Genomic DNA, 19,192 nt, shown 5'->3' with positions numbered 1-19,192 from the left:
ACCCCGTCCCGCTCACGTGAACCGCTCCCCCGGCTCCGGCCGCACGCCGCGCGCCCAGTCGACCGCGGGCATCGCCTTCTTGCCCTGGGGCTGGACGTCGCCGAGGGCGACGTCGGCGGTGGCCGTCCCGACCAGGACCCGTTGGCGCTCGACGCGGATCGCGCCCGGGTCGAGCCCGCCCTCGCCGGTGGTCAGCACGGGGCCCAGTTTGACGCGGGCGTCGCGGAACGTCGTCCACGCACCGGGTGCGGGCGTCACCGAGCGCACGAGACGGTCGACGCCCGGGGCCGGGTGGGTCCACGGCACGCGGGCGTCGTCGACGGTGACCTTCGGGGCGTACGAGACGCCGTCGGCGGGCTGGGGCACCGCGACGAGCTCGCCGTCCTCGATGCCGTCGAGCGTGCTGGCGAGCAGGCCCGCACCCGACGTCGCGAGCCGCTCGAGCAGGGCGCCGGCGGTGTCGTGGCGCCCGATCTCCTCGGTGACCGTGCCGTACACCGGGCCGGTGTCCATGCCCTCCTCGAGCGCGAACGTGCTGGCCCCGGTGATCTCGTCGCCCGCCCGGATCGCCGCCTGCACGGGCGCGGCGCCGCGCCAGGCCGGCAGCAGCGAGAAGTGCAGGTTGACCCAGCCGTGCCGCGGGACGTCGAGCGCCTCGCGGCGCAGCAGGTTGCCGTAGGCGACCACCGGGCAGCAGTCCGGGGCCAGGTCGGTCAGCTGCCTCAGGAAGTCCGGCTCCGAGGCCTTCTGGGGCGTGAGGACCGCGACGCCCGCCTCGTCGGCGAGCGCGCCGACCGGGCTGCGCTGCGTGCGCCGCGACCGCCCGGCGGGCGCGTCGGGGCGGGTGACGACGGCGACGACCTCGTGGCGCTCGCTGTCGAGCAGGCGCCGGAGCGACGGCACGGCGGGCTCGGGGGTGCCCGCGAAGACGATGCGCACGGCCTACAGGGCTCGCCCGAAGAGCGGGTGCGGGCTCGTCTTGACGGTCGGCGGGGCAGCGGCGTCGAACCACGGCGCCTGGCGGATCGCCTTCATCGCCTCGCGCCGCGTCTCCGGGTCCAGCTTGTCGAGGAAGAGCACGCCGTCGAGATGGTCGGTCTCGTGCTGGATGGCGCGGGCCACCAGTGCCGTGCCCTCGACGGTCTGCGGCTCGCCGTGCATGTCCCACCCGGTGGCCACGACGTGCTCGAAGCGCCGGCAGTCGAACCGCAGCCCCGGGATCGACAGGCACCCCTCGGGACCGAACTGCTCGGTGCCGTCGACGGCGTTCCACGTCGGGTTCACCATGTGCCCCTCGACGCCGTCGGCGCGGAAGGTGAACACGCGCAGCCCGACGCCGATCTGGGGGGCCGCGAGGCCGGCGCCGCCCTGCTCGCGCATCGTCTCGTGGAGGTCGGCCACGAGGGTGCGGAGCTCGCGGTCGAAGTCGACCACGGGGTCGGCCTGCGTCCGCAGGACGGGGTCGCCGAACAGGCGCAGGGGCTGGACGGTCATGGGTCTCTCTCTGGGCGGGAGACGGAGCGGAGCGGAGCTCGACCCATCGGGATGGGAGCGCTCGACCATCCAGTCTAGGAGCCCGCCGGGATCACGGCTTCCAGTCGGGGTCGCGGCCGATGAAGCCGAGCAGGCGGGCCTGGTCGTCGGCGTCGTCGGGCACCGGCACGCGTGGCCCGAACTGCCCGGACGAGCGGATGACCTCCTCCATCGGCTCCATCCCCTCGACGAGCACGGCGCAGAAGCCGGGGTCGAGGCGGTCGTCCTGGCCGGTCGCGCGGGCCAGGTCCCAGGTGTGCATGAAGACGTCGTTCGTGTAGATCATGTCGGCCGCCGCGGCGACGGTCATGGCGCCGATGTGCGGGTTCTCGATCGACTGCTGCGCCTGCTCCGGGTCGTCCAGCAGCGCCTGGACCGCGTCGGCCTGGTGCACCCAGGCGGCGACGGGGTCGTCCGCGGCGGCCGGGCCGTCCGGCAGCGCGACGCCCGAGCCGGCCAGGAAGCCCGGGAACCAGGTGGTCAGGTGCTCGACGACGTCGCGCGCGGTCCAGTCGGGCACCGGCGTCGGGGCGTCCCAGTCGGTGGTGCCCCGCACCCGGTCGGTGAAGGTGGCCGCGATCCGCCGGTGGCGGTCCGCGGGGGTCTCGTCGGTCATCGCCGCCTCCTCGCTGTTCAACCTATGAGTTGAATAGTGGCACGGGCGTCTACAGCGGGTCCAGGGGGTCGAGCAGGACGCGCACCGTCTCGCGCTCCTTGCGCGCCGAGCGCACCGCCTGGGCGGCGTGCAGTTCCTTCGCGAGCGTGCGGCCCTCGGTGCGGGGCACGCGGACGAGGCAGCGCTCGGCGCCCTCGGTGCGTTCCTCGGCCCCCGGGAGCTTCGTCCCCGGCGGGAGCTCGACCGGTCCCAGCACCTCCGCGGTGTCGGGCAGTGCGGCGAGGAGGTCGGCGACGGCGGCCGGCGCGCCGTCGACCGCGGCCAGCCGCACGGCCGGCGGGAGGGCCAGCTCCTCGCGGGCGGCGAGCTCGGTGGCGGCGTGCCCGGCGGGGTCCCAGCGCACGAGGGCCTGGACCGCCGCGTTCGACGACTCGGCCACGACGACGACGCGCCCGCCGTCACCCGCCGGCCGGACGAGGGAGGCGGCGCCGAACCAGCGGCGCAGGGTCTCCTCCCCCGCCCGCAGCTCGGGCCGGGCGAGGAGCACGGCGCCGTCGAGGAGCAGCGCGGCGCCGTACCCGTGCGGCGCGACGGGCTCGGCACCCGGGGTGGCGACGACGAGGGCGGGTCCGTCGTCGACCGTGTCGAGGACCGTGGACCCGCCTCCCGAGGTGCGCACGACCGTCTGCGGGAAGGCGCGGCCCAGCTCCTCGGCGGTGCGGGCGGACCCGACGGCGAGGGCACGCAGCTTCGACGACCCGCAGGCCGCGCACCGGTAGGCGGCGTCGGGGTGGCCGCACCAGCGGCAGGTCGGGACGGCGTCGCCGTCGTGCGGAAGGGCGAGCGGGCCCGCGCAGCGACGGCACCGGGCGGGCTCGCGGCAGGTCGCGCACGCCACGGCGGGCAGGTAGCCCCGGCGCGGGACCTGGACGAGGACGGGGGCGTCGTTCCGCAGCGCCTGCCGAGCCGCCTCGAAGGCGACCGCGGGCATGCGGGCGGCCCGGGCGGCGGGGTCGCGCAGGAGCTGGCGGTCGTCCTCGCCGATGGACGTCACGCGGGGACCGCGGGCGCGCACGGTGGCGCGGTCGGCGACGACGTCGTGCGCCCACCCGCTCGCCACCAGCAGCGCCGCCTCCGCCGTGCGGGCGAAGCCGCCGACGAGCAGGGCCGCGCCGTCGCGGTGCGCGCGGGTGATCGCGACGTCGCGGGCGTGCGGGTACGGCGCGCGGGGCTCGGCGTGGGAGTCGTCGCCGTCGTCCCACACCACGATCAGCCCGGGATCGGTGATCGGGGCGAACGCCGTGGCCCGGGTGCCGACGACGATGCGGACGTCGCCGCGCGCGACCGCCAGCCAGCGGCGGTAGCGCTCGGCGGGGCCGAGGTCCGCGGCGAGGGCGACGACGGCCTCCGCGCCCGCCACGGCCTCGCAGGCGGCCTGGACGCGGTCGAGGTCGCGGCGGTCGGGCACCACGAGCACCGCGCCCCGGCCAGCGGCGGCGGTCGTCGCGGCGGCCTCCGCGAGCCGCGCGGGCCAGTCCTCGCCGGGCAGGGCCTGCCAGACCGCGTGGGCGGGCCGGCGCTGCTCGAGGGCCTCGAGCAGCGCGGGTCCGCGGGGGTAGACGTGCCAGCCGTGCTTCGTGGGCGCCGTCGGTGCGGGGCGCTCGGGTGGGGTCTCGGCCTCGACGCGGGCGTGACGCGGGGGCACCGCGAGGCGCAGCACGTCGGCGAGCGTGCCCGCGTAGCGGTCGGCGATCGCGCGGCACAGCCCGGCCAGCTCGGGGCTCAGCACCGGCTCGGGCGAGACGACCTTCTCCAGCCAGCCGAGCCGTCCGGTGTGCTCGCTGGTGTCCTCGCGCGCGAGCACGAACCCGTCGACCAACCGGCCGGCGAACCGCACCCGCACCCGCGCGCCGGGCACCGCCTCGGCCGCGAGCTGCTCGGGGACCTGGTAGTCGAAGGCGCGGTCGAGGTGGGCGAGGTTGACGTCGACGGCGACCCGGGCCACGGGGTGCTCGGCGGCCGGCAGGCGCTCGTTGCGGCGGGCCTTCTTCTCGGCCGGCTTCTTCTCGGGGGTCGGCTTCTTCTCGGGCTTCTCGGGCTTCTCCGGCTTCTCCGGGACGGGCGGGGCCGCGAACAGCGCGTCGCCCGTCTCGCCCGTCACGCCGCCACGTCTACCAGAGCGGTCGGACGTCCCCGGTCACGCCCGCGCGAGCGGCACATTCCGCAGCTGGATCATGCGCGAGGTGCCGCTCGCCGCGACCGGGGGTGGCCGCCGGAGATCAGCAGTGCACCACGCACCTCGCGCCGGCGGTGCAGGTGTGTAGCGCACTGGTGATCTTCCCGATGCGGCCGGCGACGTCGCCGCAGTTCCCAGGGCAGCCGTCGACGCGGCACTGAGCTGGTGGCTTTTCTGACGTCCAACGTCAGCGTGGACGCCAGGCTGGCACGACCCCGGACGACGCTAGACCGCGGACACACGCCGGCCCGGCCCACCGCGAGGGTGAGCCGGGCCGGCGTGTCGTGCTGGCGAGGATGTGGTCCTATCGGCGTGCTGCTCCCGATCTGGCGTCAGACACGCCAGGAAAGCCGCATCGCTCGAACACCGCGAGCCTCGTCAGCTGGCGATCGACTTCAGGGCGTCCGCGCGGTCCGTGCGCTCCCAGGGGAGGTCGATGTCGTCGCGGCCGAAGTGGCCGTACGCCGCGGTCGGCTGGTAGATCGGGCGCAGCAGCTGCAGGTCGCGCACGATCGCGCCGGGGCGCAGGTCGAAGACCTCGTGGATGGCCTTCTCGATCTTGGCCGGGTCGACGTTGGCGGTGCCGAAGGTCTCGAGGAAGACGCCCACGGGCTCGGCCTTGCCGATCGCGTAGGCGACCTGGACCTCGGCGCGCTTGGCCAGGCCGGCGGCGACGACGTTCTTCGCCACCCAGCGCATCGCGTAGCAGGCCGAGCGGTCGACCTTCGACGGGTCCTTGCCCGAGAAGGCGCCGCCGCCGTGGCGGGCGTAGCCGCCGTAGGTGTCGACGATGATCTTGCGACCGGTCAGGCCGGCGTCGCCCATGGGGCCGCCGGTGACGAAGCGGCCGGTCGGGTTGACCAGCACGCGGGTGTTCGACGAGTCGAGGTCGATCCCCTCGAGCACCGGGTTGATGACCTTGGACCGGATGTCCGGCGCCAGCAGGTTGTCCAGGTCGATGTCGGCGGCGTGCTGCGTCGACAGGACCACGGTCTCGACGCCGACGGGCTTGTCGTCGTCGTAGGCGATGGTGACCTGGGTCTTCCCGTCCGGACGCAGGTACGGCAGCGTGCCGTCGCGCCGGACCGCGGTCAGCTTGCGGGCGAGCCGGTGCGCGAGCCCGATGGGCAGCGGCATCAGCTCGGGGGTGTCGGCGTCGGCGTAGCCGAACATGAGGCCCTGGTCGCCGGCACCCTGCTTGGCGATCTCGTCCTCGGAGCCCTCGACGCGGGTCTCGTAGCCCTCGTCGACGCCCTGCGCGATGTCCTTGGACTGCGCGCCGATGGAGATCGAGACGCCGCAGCTCTCGCCGTCGAAGCCCTTGGCCGACGAGTCGTAGCCGATGTCCAGGATCGTCTTGCGGACGACGTCCACGTAGTTGACCTGGGCGTTGGTGGTCACCTCGCCGGCGACGTGCACCTGGCCCGTCGTGACCATCGTCTCGACCGCCACGCGCGACTTGGGGTCCTGCGCCAGCAGGGCGTCCAGGATGCCGTCGCTGACTGCGTCGCAGATCTTGTCCGGGTGGCCCTCGGTGACGGATTCGCTGGTGAACAAACGCCTAGCGGGCACAATCTCTCCCTGCCTCGACAATGGGACCCGTCCACACTAACGGCTCCCCCGGGGAACGCGAGCGGCCTGACCTGGGTGAATGCCACGCCTGTCACAGAACGGTTGTGTTCATGGACGGGTTCGTGAGATTGGCCCGTTCAGCGCAGCCGTTCGGCGACGGCGTCCCACACCCGTGCGGCGAGCGCGGCTTTCGAGCCCATCGGGAGAGGGAGCGACGACCCGTCGGCCCCCAGCAGCCAGCCCTCGTTGTCCTCGACCTCGAAGGCCTTCCCGGCGCCCACGGCGTTGACGACCAGCAGGTCGCAGCCCTTGCGCTCGAGCTTGGCGCGGGCGTACTCGAGCACCGAGCCGTGGTCGTCGCCGGTCTCCGCGGCGAAACCCACGACGAGGCGCCGCGGGACGTCCTCGGTGACGAGCTCGCGGAGGATGTCGGGGTTGAACTCGAGGGGGATGGAGGGCGCCTCCTCCCCCTTCTTGATCTTGCCGGTGGACGTCGACGCGGGCCGGAAATCCGAGACCGCGGCGGCCATCACGACGACGTCGGCGGCCTTCGCGGCGTCCAGCACGGCGTCGCGCATCTCCCGGGTGGTCTGCACGCGCCGGACGTCGACCGCGGCGGGCGGCTCGAGGTCGGCGATGGTGCCCGCGACGAGCGTCACCTCGGCGCCGCGCTGGGCCGCGACGCGGGCGAGCGCGTAGCCCTGGCGCCCCGACGAGCGGTTGCCCAGGGTGCGCACCGGGTCGAGCGGCTCGGCCGTGCCGCCCGCCGAGACGACGACGCGGCGTCCCTCGAGGTCGCGCGGCAGCGGGAAGGGCTCGCCGGTCGCGCCCTGCGTCGAGCCCCACTCGAGCAGGAGGCGGGCGAACTCGGCGATCTCGGCCGGTTCGGGCAGGCGGCCCGGCCCGGTGTCGGCGCCGGTGAGGCGTCCCGAGGCGGGCTCGAGGACGACGGTGCCCCGGCGGCGCAGGGTGGCGACGTTGTCGACCGTCGCGGGGTGCTCCCACATCTCGGTGTGCATGGCGGGCACGGCGAGCACCGGACATCGCGCGGTGAGCAGCGTCGAGGTCAGCAGGTCGTCCGCGCGTCCCTGGGCCGCGCGGGCCAGCAGGTCCGCCGTGGCGGGGACCAGCACGACGAGGTCGGCACGCCGCCCCAGGGCGACGTGCTCGACCTCGGGCACGTTCTCGAACACCCCGGAGAGCACAGGGCGGCCCGAGAGGGCCTCGAAGGTGGCGGCACCGATGAACTCCAGCGCCGCCCGGGTGGCGACCACCTGGACGTGGTTGCCGGCCTCGCGCAGGCGCCGCAGCACCTCGCAGGCCTTGTAGGCGGCGATGCCGCCCGAGACCCCGAGGACGATCTCCCGGGGGTCGGCCACCGCTACTCGCCCTCGGTGTGCTCGAGCAGGCCGGAGTGGATCTCGCGCATGGCCACCGAGAGCGGCTTCTCGCGCGGGCCGGGCTCGACGAGCGGGCCCACGTACTCGAGCAGGCCCTCGCCCAGCTGGGCGTAGTAGTCGTTGATCTGACGGGCGCGCTTGGCCGCGTAGATGACCAGCGCGTACTTGGAGCTCACCGTCTCCAGCAGCTCGTCGATCGGAGGGTTGGTGATGCCCTCCGGGCCCTCGAGGATGCTGCCGGGCCGTCCGGTGGAAATGCTCACTCGCTCGCTCCTGCAGGGGTCGCGCCGGACGGTGAACGGTCCGACGGTGCTGATGACGCCGTCGGCACGGCCTCCCGGCCGGCGCGGCTCACGGGAGGACCAGCGCTCAACTCTACCAACCGCCGCGCGGTCTCCCCGACGTCGTGGTTGACGACGGTGACGTCGAACTCGGTGCTCGCGGCCAGTTCCTCGCGCGCGGTGGCCAGACGGCGGTCGACGACCTCGGTCGCCTCGGTGCCCCGGCCGATGAGGCGGCCGACGAGCACCTCCCACGAGGGGGGCTCGAGGAAGACGAACAGCGCGTCCGGGCGCTGGGACCGGACGGCGCGCGCGCCCGCGAGATCCAGCTCGAGCAGCACCGGCTCACCGCGGGCCAGGTGCGCGTCCACCGGCGCCCGCGGTGTGCCCGAGCGGTGCATGCCGCCGTGGATCTCGGCCCACTCGAGCAGCTCGCCCTCGGTGATCATGCGGTCGAACTCCGCCGCGTCGACGAAGTGGTAGTCGCGCCCGTCGACCTCCCCGGGCCGGGCGGCCCGGGTGGTCGCGGACACGCTGAACCACAACGGCGCACGGATGCGGCGGAGCTCGGCCACCACCGTGCTCTTGCCGACCCCCGAGGGCCCGGCCAGCACCATCAGCCGGCCGGGCCCGTGGTCCGGGGGTGCGGTCACCGGCTCACTCGCCGGAGAACTCGTCGAGCAGCGCCTTGCGCTGGCGCTCGCCCAGGCCGCGCAGGCGGCGGCTCGGGGCGATCTCCAGGCGCTCCATGATCTGCTGCGCGCGGACCTTGCCCACGCCCGGCATGGCCTCCAGCAGCGCCGAGACCTTCATCTTGCCGAGCACCTCGTCCGAGTCGGCCTGCTCGAGCACCTCCGAGAGGCTGGTGCCTCCACGCTTGAGCCGCTCCTTGAGCTCGGCCCGGGCACGGCGAGCGGCGGCGGCCTTCTCCAGCGCCGCAGCCCGCTGCTCCTCGGTCAGCTCGGGTAATGCCACGTTCTCCTCCGGGGGTCGTGACGACGGATTCCGGCCCTCGCGGACCGGGCGCCGTGGTGGCGAATGGCTTGACCAGTGATGGCGAACGTACCGCGCGCGGCCGACGCCGACAGTCCGTGGGGCCGGAGTGTCCGCAGGTCGGACGGCCGTCGCGCCCACCGGCCGTGATCGTCGGACGGAGGGCCCCCACGCGGACGGTCTACCCGGTGAGCGACCCGTTCAGCGCGCCGACCGCGGCTCTCAGCGCTCCGTGGTCGGGGCCGGCGGTGAGCACCTCCCGGGCGCTCACCGGGACGACCGGTCCACCGGCCTCCCCGAGCGCGCCGGACGGACCCGACGCGCCGAACACCGCGGCCACGTCGGCGGGCGTGCCCCCCTGGGCACCCAGCCCGGGCACGAGCACCGGGCCGCCGAGCGCGGCGAGGTCCAGGCCGTGGTCGCGGCCGGTGGTGCCGCGGGTGAGCCCCACGACCGCGCCGGCCGACCCGTCGCCGAGCCCGCCCGCGTGCGCGGCGTTGTGGTCGGCGAGGGCGTCCACGACCGACTGGGCGACCTCCCGCATGCGGCGATGTCCAGCTCCGCTGCGCTGCGTGTCAGGCGGGGAGCCGCCCGCTCCCGCCACCCACGCCTGGGCCGACTGGACGCCCGACGCCTCCGGGTTCGAGGTCCGGGCCAGGACGAACACGCCGCGCCCCGTGGCCACGGCGAGGTCGAGCGCCGGGGCCAGCGCCCCGACCCCCAGGTAGGGCGAGAGCGTCACCGCGTCGGCGGCCAGCGGCGCACCGTCACCGAGCCAGGCGCGGGCGTAGCCGGCCATCGTCGAGCCGATGTCGCCGCGCTTGGCGTCGGCGAGGGTGAGAGCCCCCGCGTCCCGGGCGTCGGCCAGCGCGCGCTCGAGGGCGCCGAGGCCGGCGGACCCGTACACCTCGAACAGCGCGACCTGCGGCTTGAACAGCGCCACGTGCCCGGCGAGCGCCTCGACGACGCCGCGGGCGAACCGCTCGACCCCCGCCGCGTCGGCGTCGAGACCCCACGCCGACAGCAGGCCGGGGTGCGGGTCGATCCCGACGCACAGCGGCCCGTGGGCCTCGACGGCCTCGCGCAGCCGAGCCCGGAAGGGCGCCCTCGGCCCGGCGGAGCTCACGAGCCCGCCACCGTCACCCGCGACGGCGCCGGCCCGACGCCGTTCGAGGCGACCCGCTGCGCCCGGGCCTTGGCCAGCCGCTCGTGGAAGGTCTGGAGCGGCGTCACCGCGACCTCGCCCCGGATCGCCGCCTCGACGGCCTGCACGGCGGCCGCCGCACCCTGGACGGTGGTGACGCACGGGATGCCGAGGTCGAGGCACGCGGCGCGGATCTCGTACCCGTCGATGCGCGGCCCGGAGTGCCCGACCGGGGTGTTGACCACGAGGTCGACCTCGCCGGCAGCGATCTTGTCGAGGATCGTCGACTGCCCCTCGGCGCCCTCGAAGTGCTTGCGCACCACCTCGCACGGGATGCCGTTGCGCTCGAGCACGCTCGCGGTTCCCGCGGTCGCGAGGATGGCGAACCCGAGGTCGGCGAGGCGCTTGACCGGGAAGATCAGCGAGCGCTTGTCCCGGTTGGCCACCGAGACGAACACCGTGCCGCGCACCGGCAGCGGGCCCGACGCCGCGGCCTGCGACTTCGCGAACGCCGTCGCGAAGGCGTGGTCGATGCCCATGACCTCGCCCGTGGACTTCATCTCGGGGCCCAGCAGCGAGTCCACCCCGCGCCCGTCGGGGCGACGGAAGCGGTGGAACGGCAGCACGGCCTCCTTGACCGCCACGGGGTGCTCGCGGGGCAGGTCCGCCCCGTCGCCCTCCGCGGGCAGGACGCCCTCCGCGCGCAGCCCCGCGACGGTCGCCCCGAGCATGATCCGCGAGGCGGCGCCGGCCAGGGGGACGCCGGTGGCCTTGGAGACGAACGGGACGGTGCGCGAGGCCCGCGGGTTGGCCTCGAGCACGAACAGGACGTCGTCCTTGAGCGCGTACTGGACGTTCATGAGACCCAGCACGCCCAGGCGGCGCGCCAGGGCGACCGTCGAGGCCCGGACCGTCTCGAGCTCCGCGACGCCGAGCGTGATCGGCGGCAGGGCGCACGAGGAGTCGCCGGAGTGGACCCCGGCCTCCTCGATGTGCTCCATGACCCCGCCGAGGTAGACCTCCCCGTCGGCGTCGCAGAGCGCGTCGACGTCGATCTCGATCGCGTCGTCGAGGAAGCGGTCGACCAGCACCGGGTGGTCGGGGGTGACCTCGGTGGCGCGGGCGATGTAGTCGCGGAGGGTCTCGTCGTCGTAGACGATCTCCATGCCGCGCCCGCCGAGCACGTAGGACGGGCGGACGAGCACGGGGTAGCCGATCGACGCGGCGATCTCGCGGGCCCCGTCGAAGCTGGTGGCCGTGCCGTAGGGCGGGGCGGGCAGCTCGGCGTCGTCGAGCACCCGGCCGAACGCGCCGCGCTCCTCGGCGAGGTCGATCGCCGCGGGCGGCGTGCCGACCACCGGCACCCCGGCGGCCTCCAGGCCGGCGGCGAGCTTGAGCGGGGTCTGGCCGCCGAGCTGCACGACGACCCCGACCAGGCCCGGGCCGCCCTCCCCGGAGACCTGCTCGGCGTGCACCACCTCGAGCACGTCCTCCTCGGTGAGGGGCTCGAAGTAGAGGCGGTCGGAGGTGTCGTAGTCGGTGGAGACCGTCTCGGGGTTGCAGTTGAGCATCACGGTCTCGAAGCCCGCCGCGCGCAGCGAGGTCGCGGCGTGCACGCAGGAGTAGTCGAACTCGATGCCCTGCCCGATCCGGTTCGGCCCCGAGCCGAGGATGATCACCTTGGGCTTCACCGTCTGCGGCACGACCTCGGTCTCGGCCGCGGGGTCGGACTCGTAGGCCGAGTAGTGGTACGGCGTGCGCGCGGCGAACTCGGCGGCGCAGGTGTCGACGGTCTTGTACACCGGTCGCACCCCGAGGCGGTGGCGCAGGGCCCGCACGCCCTCCTCGCCGGCGAGCTCCGGGCGCACGGCGGCGATCTGGGCGTCGGAGAGCCCGGAGCGCTTGGCCCGGCGCAGCAGCGCCTGGTCGAGCACGGGGGCCTCGGCGATCTCGGCGCGCAGCACCACCAGCCCCTCGATCTGCTCGACGAACCAGGCGTCGATGCCCGAGGCCTCGCTGACCTGGTCGACGCTCGCCCCGAGCCGCAGCGCGCGCTCGACGGCGTAGAGGCGCCCGTCGCGGGGCAGGGACGCCTGGTGCAGCGCCTCCTCCGGCGTCGCGTCGGGGTCCGGCGTCGTCCAGAACCCGAGGGCCTTGGTCTCCGCCGAGCGCAGCGCCTTGTTCAGGGCCTCGCCGAAGCTGCGGCCCAGCGCCATCGCCTCGCCGACCGACTTCATCGTGGTGGTCAGCGTCGGGTCCGCGCCGGGGAACTTCTCGAACGCGAACCGCGGCACCTTGACCACGACGTAGTCGAGCGTCGGCTCGAAGCTCGCCGGGGTCTCGCCGGTGATGTCGTTGGTGATCTCGTCGAGCGTGTAGCCGACGGCGAGCCGCGCGGCGATCTTCGCGATCGGGAACCCGGTGGCCTTGGAGGCCAGCGCGCTCGAGCGGCTGACCCGGGGGTTCATCTCGATCACGACGAGGCGTCCGGTGGTCGGGTGCACCGCGAACTGGATGTTGCAGCCGCCGGTCTCGACGCCCACCGCGCGCAGCACGGCGATCCCCGTGTCGCGCATGACCTGGTACTCGCGGTCGGTCAGCGTCAGCGCGGGCGCGACGGTCACCGAGTCGCCGGTGTGCACGCCCATCGGGTCGACGTTCTCGATCGAGCAGACGACGACGACGTTGTCCGCGCCGTCGCGCATGAGCTCGAGCTCGAACTCCTTCCACCCGAGCACCGACTCCTCGATGAGGACCTCGTGCACCGGGCTCGCGGCCAGGCCGCTGCCGGCGAGGCGCTCGAGCTCGTCGTGGGTGTAGGCCAGGCCCGACCCGAGCCCGCCCATGGTGAAGCTGGGGCGGATGACGACGGGGAGCCCGACCTCCTCGACGGTGGCCCGGACCTCGGCCATCGAGTGGCAGACCTCCGAGCGCGGCACGTCGCCGCCGATCTGCCGGACGATGTCCTTGAACTTGAGGCGGTCCTCGCCGCGCTGGATCGCGTCGATGTCGGCGCCGATCAGCTCGACGCCGTAGCGCTCGAGCACCCCGGCGTCGTGCAGGGCGATCGCCGTGTTGAGCGCGGTCTGGCCGCCGAGAGTGGCGAGCAGCGCGTCCGGCCGCTCGGCCTCGATGACCTTGGTGACGTGCTCGACGGTGATCGGCTCGACGTAGGTGGCGTCGGCGTACTCCGGGTCCGTCATGATCGTCGCCGGGTTCGAGTTGACCAGCGAGACGCGCAGGCCCTCCTCCCGCAGGACGCGGCAGGCCTGGGTGCCCGAGTAGTCGAACTCGCAGGCCTGACCGATGACGATCGGGCCGGAGCCGATGACCAGGACGTGGTGGATGTCCTCGCGGCGCGGCATGCGTTACTTCCCCATCAGATCCGCGAATCGGTCGAAGAGGTCGGCCGCGTCGTGCGGACCGGCCGCGGCCTCCGGGTGGTACTGGACGCTGAAGGCCGGGACGCCCTCGCAGGTCACGCCCTCGACGGTGCCGTCGTTCGGGCACGAATGGCTCAGGTGGACGGTGCCGAACGGCGAGTCCACCCGGGCCCCCGGCTCGCCGGCGACGGCGAACCCGTGGTTCTGGCTCGTGATGGCCACCGCGCCGGTCGTGTGGTCGACGACCGGGATGTTGATCCCGCGGTGCCCGTAGCGCATCTTGTAGGTCCCCAGCCCGAGCGCGCGGGAGAGGATCTGGTTGCCGAAGCAGATGCCGAACAGCGGCACCTCGCGGCGCAGCACCTCGGCGGTCAGCGCGACGGCGTGGTCGGCCGTCGCGGGGTCGCCGGGGCCGTTGGAGAGGAACACGCCGTCCGGCGACCCCTCCAGGAGCTGGTCGATCGTCGCCGACGACGGCAGCACCCGGGTCTCGATACCGCGCTCGGCGAGCATCCGCGGGGTGTTGGCCTTGATGCCGAGGTCGAGCGCCGCGACGCGGAAGCGGGTCTCCCCCGCCGCCGGCACGGTGTAGGGCTCGCGGGTGGTGACCGCGCCCGCGAGGTCCGCGCCGGCCATCGGCGGGCTGTCGAGCACCTCGGCGCGCATCGTCGTCGCGTCCCCGAGGGCGTCGCCGGAGAAGATCCCGGCGCGCATCGAGCCCGCCTCGCGCAGGCGCCGCGTGATCGCGCGGGTGTCGACCCCGGCCAGCCCGACGACGCCCTGGCGGGCGAGCTCCTCGGGCAGGCCGCGCCGGGAGCGCCAGTTCGAGGGGCGGCGGGCGGGGTCGCGCACCACGTAGCCCGCGACCTGGATCGCGCCCGACTCGTCGTCCTCGTCGTTCCACCCGGTGTTGCCGATGTGCGGCGCGGTCGCCACGACGATCTGCCGGTGGTAGCTGGGGTCGGTCAGCGTCTCCTGGTAGCCCGTCATCCCCGTGGCGAACACCGCCTCACCCAGCGTGCGCCCGCGGGCCCCGAACGCCTCGCCGCGGTGGAGGCTGCCGTCCTCGAGGACGAGCACCGCCTCGTCAGCGGTCAACGGTCCAGCTCCCGCTTCGCTTCGTGTCCCTCATGGCCCTCTACCTTCCCGTCCCGCACCGTCCACCGGCCCCGCAGCATGGTGTGCACCACCGAGACCGGCATCTCCATCCCCTCGTACGGGGTGTTCGCCGCCCGGCTCGCCAGCGTGGCGCCCCGGACCGTCCAGGCGGCGTCCGGGTCGACCAGTGTCAGCGTCGCCGGTTCGCCCGCCGTCAGGGGGCGGCCCTGGTCGCCCAGTCCCGCAATGCGCGCGGGGGCCTCGCTGCACACCCGCGCCACGCCGCGCCAGTCGAGCAGGCCGGTGGCCACCATCGTCGTCGCCACCACCGGCAGCGCCGTCTGCAGCCCCAGCATGCCGGGTCGGGCCGCGGACCACTCACAGTCCTTGGCCTCCACCGCGTGCGGGGCGTGGTCGGTGGCCACGCAGTCGACCGTCCCGTCGGCCAGTGCGCGGCGCAGGGCCTGCGTGTCCGCGTCCGGGCGCAGCGGCGGGTTGACCTTGTGCACGGGGTCGTAGTCCTGCGCCGCGGTGTCGGTGAGCAGCAGGTGGTGCGGGGTGACCTCGGCCGACACGCGGACGTCGTACCGCTCGCGGGCCCACCGCAGGATCTCCGCGGAGCGTGCCGTCGAGAGATGGCAGACGTGCAGGCGCGCTCCCGCCGCCGCGGCGAGCATCACGTCGCGGGCGACGATCGACTCCTCGGCCGCCGGGTCCCAGCCGGCGAGCCCCAGCCGCGCCGCGACGGGGCCTTCGTGCGCCTGTGCCCCGACCGTGAGCCGATGGTCCTCGGCGTGCTGGGCCACGACGGCGTCCAGGGCGCGGGCGTACTCGAGGGCCCGGCGCATCACCAGCGGGTCGTTCACGCAGCGGCCGTCGTCGGAGAACATCCGCACCCGGGCGGGCGACGCGGCCATCATGCCCATCTCGGCGAGCTTGGCGCCCTCGAGCCCGACGGTGACGGCGCCGACCGGGTGCACGTCGACCAGCCCGACCTCGCGTCCGCGGCGCCAGACGTGCTCGACGACCACCGGCGAGTCGGCGACCGGGTCGGTGTTCGGCATCGCGAAGACCGCGGTGTAGCCGCCCAGTGCGGCGGCGGCCGAGCCGGTCGCGACGGTCTCGGCCTCCTCGCCCCCGGGCTCGCGCAGGTGGGTGTGGAGGTCGACGAGACCCGGGAGGGCGATGAGGCCGTCGGCGTCGACGGTCTCGTCGGGGTCTGAGACCTCCCCGGCCTCCACGAGCAGCCCGTCGCGGACGTACAGATCGGTGGGGTCCTCACCGTAGGGACGGACGTTCCTGATCACGGTGGTCGTCATCCGGGTCGAGCTCCGCTCCGCTTCGTCTCCTGTCACGCCACGTCCTCCCCGGCGAGCAGGTGATAGAGGATCGCCATCCGCACGTGCACCCCGGCGGTGACCTGCTCGGCGATCGCCGCGCGGCTCGAGTCGGCCACCGAGCTGGCGATCTCCATGCCGCGCACGGCCGGGCCCGGGTGCAGGACGACGGCGTGGTCGGGCAGGCGGTCGGCGCGCGGCTGGGAGAGCCCGAAGCGCACCGCGTACTCGCGGGCGGAGGGGAAGAAGCCGCCGTGCATCCGCTCGGCCTGGACGCGCAGCATCATCACGGCGTCCGGCCCGTGGTCCAGGACGGCGTCGAGATCGTGCGCGATCGTCACGGGCCAGTCGGCCACCCCGACCGGGAGCAGGGTCGGCGGCGCCACGAGCGTCACCCGCGCGCCGAGCGTCGCCAGCAGGTGGGCGTTGGAGCGGGCGACGCGGCTGTGCAGCACGTCGCCGACGATCGCGACGTGCGCGCCGTCGACCTGCCCGAGCCGCTTGCGCAGGGTGGCCGCGTCGAGCAGTGCCTGGCTGGGGTGCTCGTGGGTGCCGTCGCCGGCGTTGATCACAGCGACGTGGCCCTCGCGGCCGAGGTGGGAGTGCCCGACCTGGTCCAGCCAGGCCGCGATGCGGTGCGGGGCGCCGGAGGCGGGGTGGCGCACGACGAGGCAGTCGGCGCCCGCCGCGCCGAGCGTCGCGGCGGTGTCGCGCAGCGACTCCCCCTTGCTGACCGAGGAGGCGCTCGCCGACACGTTGATCGTGTCCGCGCTCATCCACTTGCCGGCGACCTCGAAGGAGACCCGGGTGCGGGTCGAGTTCTCGTAGAACAGCGTGACGACCGTGCGCCCGCGCAGCGTGGGCAGCTTGCGCACCGCGCGGCCGGTGAGCGCCTGCTCCATGCCCGCGGCGGTGTCCAGCAGCGCCTCGGCCTGGGCGCGTCGCAGTCCCTCGGTGGACAGGAGGTGGCGCAGGCCGATGCCGGTCCGGGTGGGCTCGCTCATCGCAGGCTCACCCCGTCCTCGCCGTCGACCTCGACCAGGCGCACCGCGACGTCCTCGGTGCGGCTGGTCGGCACGTTCTTGCCGACGTAGTCCGCGCGGATCGGCAGCTCGCGGTGGCCGCGGTCGACGAGGACGGCGAGCTGCACCGCGCGGGGGCGACCGTGGTCGCGCAGCGCGTCGAGGGCCGCGCGGACGGTCCGCCCGGAGAACAGGACGTCGTCGACCAGCACGACGACCGCCTCGTCGATGCCGCCCGGGGGCAGCTCGGTCTCCGCGAGCGCGCGCGTCGGGCGCAGGCGGAGGTCGTCGCGGTAGAGCGTGGGATCGAGGGTGCCGACCGGTACGCGGGCGCCGGTGATCTCGGAGATCCGGTCGGCGAGCCGGCGGGCGAGGTACGTCCCGCGCGTCGGCAGACCCAGCAGGACGACGGGATCGGTACCGCCATCGGGGGCGGTGCGCTCGATGATCTCGTGGGCGACCCGGGCCACGGTGCGCGCGAGATCGGCCGCCGAGAGGAGCTCGCGCTCACCCTCGGCACTCGCGTCACCCGACCCGGATGCGCCCCGGCGCCGTGACGGCACGCGGGCGACCCTCCTTCTCCGCCTCGCCGGACGGCTCTTAAAGGATGTCGGTCAGGACTGCTTGCACACTATCAGCGACGACGGAGCCGCCCGCCGGGGCGTGTCACCCGGTTCGCCGCCGGGCGTGCCCGTTCGGGCGCTACGCGCCGTGGTCCGTGTCCGGACGAGGTGCCACGAGCCACACCGGCGACGATCCACACGGTCCCCGGCTTGACCATGTGAGCACCGGGGGCGCATCATCACTCTCCGTATCGACTTCGCTGGGTGCACGGGCGGGGCGACACGGGCGACGCGAAAGGACGGGGTGTCCGCCAGATGGGTGACTATGCGAAGGCGCTGGGGTCGAAGCTCCGGGGCATCCGCCAGCAGCAGGGGCTGTCGCTGCACGGGGTCGAGCAGAAGTCCGGTGGCCGCTGGAAGGCCGTCGTCGTCGGCTCGTACGAACGTGGCGACCGCGCCGTGACCGTCCAGAAGCTCGCCGAGCTCGCCGACTTCTACGGCGTGCCCGTGGCCGAGCTGCTCCCCGAGGGCCGCGTGCCCTCCGGCTCGGAGCCCGCCGCCAAGATCGTGATCAACCTCGAGCGGCTCCAGCAGCTGCCCGCCGAGAAGGCCGGCCCGCTGGCCCGCTACGCCGCGGCCATCCAGAGCCAGCGCGGCGACTACAACGGCAAGGTCCTCTCCATCCGCAACGAGGACCTGCGCTCGCTCGCGATCATCTACGACATGAGCCCGGGCGAGCTGTCCGACCAGCTCGTCGACTGGGGCGTCCTCCCGCCCGAGGCGCGCGTCGCGCGGGCGATGGAGGACTAGGACTGTTGCAGCGAACGCCCTATCGGCGTGCTCAGCTGGACGTTCGCTGCTTCTCTGCGCGTGAACTCCCCGTTCGCGCGCCGGGTCAGCCCGTCGTCAGCCTCCGGTGGGCTCGTCGTCCGCCGGCGGGTCGTCGTCCGCCGGCGCCAGCTCGACACCGGCCGGGACGTCCACGCGGTCCGGTGAGGGCGGCGCCACCGTGCCCGGCTGCCCCGAGGACACCCCGGCGAGCACCCCGTTGACGAAGCGCGGCGAGTCGTCGGTCGAGAGCTCGCGCGCGAGGTCGATGGCCTCGTCGATGGCGACCGGGTCCGGCACGTCGTCGGAGTAGCGGATCTCGAAGACCCCGATGCGCAGGATCATGCGGTCGACCGCCGGCATGCGCGCCATCGTCCAGCCGCGCGCGTAGGACGAGATCACCGCGTCGATCTCGTCGCGGTGCTCGATCACCCCCTCCACGAGGGAGGCGGCGAAGTCCGAGACCGGCGGTGCGTCGGCACCGGCGATGCGGCGGGCGAGCACCTCCTGCGCGTCCTCGGCGCGGGCCTCGGACTCGAAGAGGATGTCCAGGGCCCGCTTGCGGGCCTTGGAACGGGAGCCCTTGCGGGGAGTGGGGGGTGAGGCTGGTCCGGACACCTCAGCCGCTCACGCGACCCAGGTAGCGCCCGTCGCGGGTGTCGACCTTGACCTTGGTGCCGGTCTCGAGGAACAGCGGGACCTGGATCTCCGCGCCGGTCGAGACCGTGGCCGGCTTCGTGCCTCCGGTCGAGCGGTCGCCCTGCAGGCCCGGGTCGGTCTGCGTGATCTCCAGCTCGACCGAGGCCGGCAGCTCGATGTAGAGCGGCACGCCGTCGTTGAACGAGACCTGGACCTCCTGGTTCTCCAGGAGGAACCGCGCCTGGTCGCCCACGGTCGCGGCGTTCACCGGGACCTGCTCGTAGTCGGCGGCGTCCATGAAGATGAAGTCGTCGCCGTCGCGGTACAGGTAGGTCATGTCGCGCCGGTCGACGTTGGCGGTCTCGACCTTGGTGCCGGCGTTGAAGGTCTTGTCGACGACCTTGCCGGTCATGACGTTCTTCAGCGTCGTGCGGACGAAGGCGCCGCCCTTGCCCGGCTTGACGTGCTGGAACTCGGTGACCGACCACAGGTTGCCGTCGATCCGCAGCACCATGCCGTTCTTCAGGTCGTTCGTCGTCGCCACGGG

The 19,192-nt window shown here is 74.2% G+C and carries 17 protein-coding genes and 1 pseudogene; 1 reads left to right on the top strand and 17 read right to left on the bottom strand.

Annotated features, from left to right (window positions below; translation table 11 throughout):
* Positions 1-12: 12 nt before the first annotated feature.
* The 15 genes from fmt to pyrR form a co-directional block, all read right to left on the bottom strand.
* Positions 13-939 (bottom strand): methionyl-tRNA formyltransferase, encoded by a 927-nt coding sequence (fmt, locus tag ACR9E3_RS00735; protein WP_460377660.1) that lies wholly within the window; start codon positions 937-939, stop codon positions 13-15.
* Positions 940-942: 3 nt separating this feature from the next.
* Entirely contained in the window at positions 943-1,494 is a 552-nt protein-coding gene (def, locus tag ACR9E3_RS00730) for a peptide deformylase (RefSeq protein ID WP_460377659.1), read from the bottom strand.
* A 91-nt stretch (positions 1,495-1,585) separates the two neighbouring features.
* Positions 1,586-2,149, bottom strand: a complete 564-nt coding sequence (locus ACR9E3_RS00725) for a TIGR03086 family metal-binding protein (RefSeq protein ID WP_460377657.1) — start codon at positions 2,147-2,149, stop codon at positions 1,586-1,588.
* Positions 2,150-2,198: 49 nt separating this feature from the next.
* Entirely contained in the window at positions 2,199-4,310 is a 2,112-nt protein-coding gene (locus tag ACR9E3_RS00720; RefSeq protein WP_460377656.1) for a primosomal protein N', read from the bottom strand.
* A 453-nt stretch (positions 4,311-4,763) separates the two neighbouring features.
* Positions 4,764-5,960, bottom strand: coding sequence for a methionine adenosyltransferase (gene metK / locus ACR9E3_RS00715; RefSeq protein WP_460378359.1), 1,197 nt, complete (start codon positions 5,958-5,960; stop codon positions 4,764-4,766).
* Positions 5,961-6,094: 134 nt separating this feature from the next.
* Positions 6,095-7,336 (bottom strand): bifunctional phosphopantothenoylcysteine decarboxylase/phosphopantothenate--cysteine ligase CoaBC, encoded by a 1,242-nt coding sequence (coaBC, locus tag ACR9E3_RS00710; protein ID WP_460377655.1) that lies wholly within the window; start codon positions 7,334-7,336, stop codon positions 6,095-6,097.
* Positions 7,337-7,338: 2 nt separating this feature from the next.
* Positions 7,339-7,620, bottom strand: coding sequence for a DNA-directed RNA polymerase subunit omega (gene rpoZ, locus ACR9E3_RS00705; protein WP_285648178.1), 282 nt, complete (start codon positions 7,618-7,620; stop codon positions 7,339-7,341).
* Positions 7,617-8,255 (bottom strand): guanylate kinase, encoded by a 639-nt coding sequence (gmk, locus tag ACR9E3_RS00700; RefSeq protein ID WP_460378357.1) that lies wholly within the window; start codon positions 8,253-8,255, stop codon positions 7,617-7,619. The genes rpoZ and gmk overlap by 4 nt, the downstream gene beginning before the upstream one ends.
* A gap of 40 nt (positions 8,256-8,295) precedes the next feature.
* Positions 8,296-8,613: an integration host factor, actinobacterial type gene (gene mihF / locus ACR9E3_RS00695; RefSeq protein ID WP_133830239.1), complete on the bottom strand. Its 318-nt coding sequence runs from the start codon at positions 8,611-8,613 to the stop codon at positions 8,296-8,298.
* A gap of 199 nt (positions 8,614-8,812) precedes the next feature.
* Positions 8,813-9,757, bottom strand: a complete 945-nt coding sequence (pyrF, locus tag ACR9E3_RS00690; protein ID WP_460377654.1) for an orotidine-5'-phosphate decarboxylase — start codon at positions 9,755-9,757, stop codon at positions 8,813-8,815.
* Positions 9,754-13,140, bottom strand: coding sequence for a carbamoyl-phosphate synthase large subunit (gene carB, locus ACR9E3_RS00685; RefSeq protein ID WP_460377653.1), 3,387 nt, complete (start codon positions 13,138-13,140; stop codon positions 9,754-9,756). Before carB ends, pyrF begins: the two co-directional genes overlap by 4 nt.
* 3 nt (positions 13,141-13,143) lie before the next feature.
* Positions 13,144-14,256 (bottom strand): glutamine-hydrolyzing carbamoyl-phosphate synthase small subunit, encoded by a 1,113-nt coding sequence (carA, locus tag ACR9E3_RS00680; RefSeq protein ID WP_460377651.1) that lies wholly within the window; start codon positions 14,254-14,256, stop codon positions 13,144-13,146.
* On the bottom strand, positions 14,253-15,575 hold the full coding sequence (locus ACR9E3_RS00675) for a dihydroorotase (RefSeq protein ID WP_460377649.1): 1,323 nt from the start codon (positions 15,573-15,575) through the stop codon (positions 14,253-14,255). The genes carA and ACR9E3_RS00675 overlap by 4 nt, the downstream gene beginning before the upstream one ends.
* A 32-nt stretch (positions 15,576-15,607) precedes the next feature.
* Positions 15,608-16,567 carry an aspartate carbamoyltransferase catalytic subunit gene (locus ACR9E3_RS00670; protein WP_460378355.1) on the bottom strand — a complete coding sequence of 320 codons (960 nt, stop codon included), beginning with the start codon at positions 16,565-16,567 and terminating at the stop codon, positions 15,608-15,610.
* Between the two features lie 26 nt (positions 16,568-16,593).
* A complete protein-coding gene (pyrR, locus tag ACR9E3_RS00665; protein WP_460377647.1) occupies positions 16,594-17,178 on the bottom strand; it encodes a bifunctional pyr operon transcriptional regulator/uracil phosphoribosyltransferase PyrR in 585 nt (194 codons plus the stop codon).
* Between the two features lie 315 nt (positions 17,179-17,493).
* Between pyrR and bldD the strand changes: the two genes are divergently transcribed.
* A complete protein-coding gene (gene bldD / locus ACR9E3_RS00660; RefSeq protein ID WP_285648184.1) occupies positions 17,494-17,988 on the top strand; it encodes a transcriptional regulator BldD in 495 nt (164 codons plus the stop codon).
* Positions 17,989-18,168: 180 nt separating this feature from the next.
* Here the strand turns inward: bldD and nusB are convergent.
* A pseudogene (nusB, locus tag ACR9E3_RS00655) lies at positions 18,169-18,624 on the bottom strand (transcription antitermination factor NusB); the annotation flags it as partial.
* Between the two features lies 1 nt (position 18,625).
* Positions 18,626-19,189, bottom strand: coding sequence for an elongation factor P (efp, locus tag ACR9E3_RS00650; protein WP_460377644.1), 564 nt, complete (start codon positions 19,187-19,189; stop codon positions 18,626-18,628).
* Positions 19,190-19,192 lie beyond the last annotated feature (3 nt).

The organism is Actinomycetospora sp. C-140, from assembly GCF_054796175.1.
Note: the sequence above shows the minus strand (reverse complement) of the source record. Positions and strands in the feature narration are given on the sequence as shown.

Excerpts from the sequence above, each read along its gene's own strand:
- def (WP_460377659.1), bottom strand. The coding sequence starts at position 1,494 with ATGACCGTCCAGCCCCTGCGCCTGTTCGGCGACCCCGTCCTGCGGACG.
- gmk (WP_460378357.1), bottom strand. The coding sequence starts at position 8,255 with ATGGTGCTGGCCGGGCCCTCGGGGGTCGGCAAGAGCACGGTGGTGGCC.
- carB (WP_460377653.1), bottom strand. The coding sequence starts at position 13,140 with ATGCCGCGCCGCGAGGACATCCACCACGTCCTGGTCATCGGCTCCGGC.
- ACR9E3_RS00725 (WP_460377657.1), bottom strand. The coding sequence starts at position 2,149 with ATGACCGACGAGACCCCCGCGGACCGCCACCGGCGGATCGCGGCCACC.
- ACR9E3_RS00675 (WP_460377649.1), bottom strand. The coding sequence starts at position 15,575 with ATGACGACCACCGTGATCAGGAACGTCCGTCCCTACGGTGAGGACCCC.
- bldD (WP_285648184.1), top strand. The coding sequence starts at position 17,494 with ATGGGTGACTATGCGAAGGCGCTGGGGTCGAAGCTCCGGGGCATCCGC.